At 65.6% G+C, this 1,540-nt stretch carries 1 protein-coding gene; it reads right to left on the bottom strand.

Annotated features, from left to right (window positions below):
- Window positions 1-299: 299 nt before the first annotated feature.
- Window positions 300-1,409: an IS110 family transposase gene (locus ACIQLF_RS21815; protein WP_400303330.1), complete on the bottom strand. Its 1,110-nt coding sequence runs from the start codon at window positions 1,407-1,409 to the stop codon at window positions 300-302.
- Window positions 1,410-1,540 lie beyond the last annotated feature (131 nt).

Genomic DNA, 1,540 nt, shown 5'->3' with positions numbered 1-1,540 from the left:
GGCGACTGATATGTGAGAAGGCTTGTCAAGAGTCAGAGATGAGCGGCTTCCGGAAATCAAACTTCCGGAAGCCGCTTTCTTCATGCCCCGGCGGTGGCGTCGGGCCTAGTTCGGCAGGTCATGGTCGACGACATGGTCAGACTGATAAACGCGGGTTGGGTACCGCATGACAAGGAATTCGGCTGGAGCGTAACGTCGTCTAAATTCGGGCGTCGGCTTGGGGCCTACCCATAGTCGCCTCTCGTGTTGGCTCCGCATGTTGCCTCGTCCGGGTGCGCGCGCCGGGGCACGTCTTGGGGTCATCGTCCGGCCATGGGATGGCTTTCCTGCAGGGGCGCGGCCAGGGACCAGCACCATCCGGCAAGTTCGCGGGCGATGGCCGTCTTGGCCTTCACCGGCATCTTGTGGCGTTCCTCGAACGCCGCGGCGCGATCATGCAGACGCTGGTTGCCCTGCCGGGCGCGGGCGGCGGTGGCCGGGGAGACCAGCTCGAGTTGGCGCAGCTCCAGGATCCCGGGCCTGCGGTACGGGCGCTTGTGCACGGTGGCGGCCTCGACCAAAAGGTGCCGGGCGTAGGTGTTGCCGGCCTTCGTGATGGACCCCTGGGTGCGGGTCTCTCCCGAGGAGTGTTCCGAGGGGACCAACCCCAGGTAGGAGCCGATGGTGGCCCCGGTGAAGCGGGTCCAGTCACCGATCTCGGTGGCCAGCCCGAAGGCACCCACGGTGCTGATGCCGCGCAGGCAGGCCAGGGCGTTGATGACCTCGGTGTACCGGCAGTCGGCCGCCACGCGGGCCACCTCCTTGTCGATCCGCTTCAGTCGCACGGCCATGGAATCCTCTTGCGCCAGGGATTCCTGGAAGGCGAACTCCAGTGCCGGGTCCACGAAGTGCTGTTGGTGCAGCCATTTCAGGTGCTCCCGGGTCCAGCGGGACGTGCCTCCGTGGAACAGGATGCCGTGGCGCAGCAGGATCGCGTTGACCCGTTGCTTGGCGTGCGCGAGGTCGACGGAGGCGACGTGCCGGGTGCGGGAAAGGTCCCGCAGGGCCTCCTGTTCGGGGTCCGGGATCCTGACCTCGACGACCTCGCCCAGGGCAAGCATGCTCGCCAAAATTTTGGCGTCCCGTCGATCCGTCTTGATTCTGTCTCCGGGGGCACGCAGCAGTTTCGAGGGGGCGGCGATCACGCAGTCGATGCCGGCATCCCGGAAATGCCGGGCCAACCCGACGCCGGTGGGCCCGGCCTCGTACACCACCCTGACCCCCGGCGCGAAACCCCGCACCCATTGCGAGACGCCCAGCAGGTCATCCTCGAAACGGATGCGCTTGATCTCGCCGGTGTCGATGTTCAGGGCGCATCCGACGATGCTGCGGGCATGGACATCGAGCCCGATATAGGTACGCTCGGACATAGCCGGGACCTCCAACCTTCAATGTGGCACTACCATTCCACAGCGGTTTGGCCGCAGGGCCAAGACCCCACCGGATGGCAAACCACGAAAGCTTGAAGCGGAAGTCCCGGCCCCTCTCACATATTGTCTAA

It is taken from the genome of Paeniglutamicibacter sp. NPDC091659 (genome assembly GCF_044756805.1).
GTDB lineage: Bacteria > Actinomycetota > Actinomycetes > Actinomycetales > Micrococcaceae > Paeniglutamicibacter.
The sequence above is the reverse complement of the archived record's forward strand: the minus strand, read 5'-3'. Positions and strand labels throughout refer to the sequence as shown.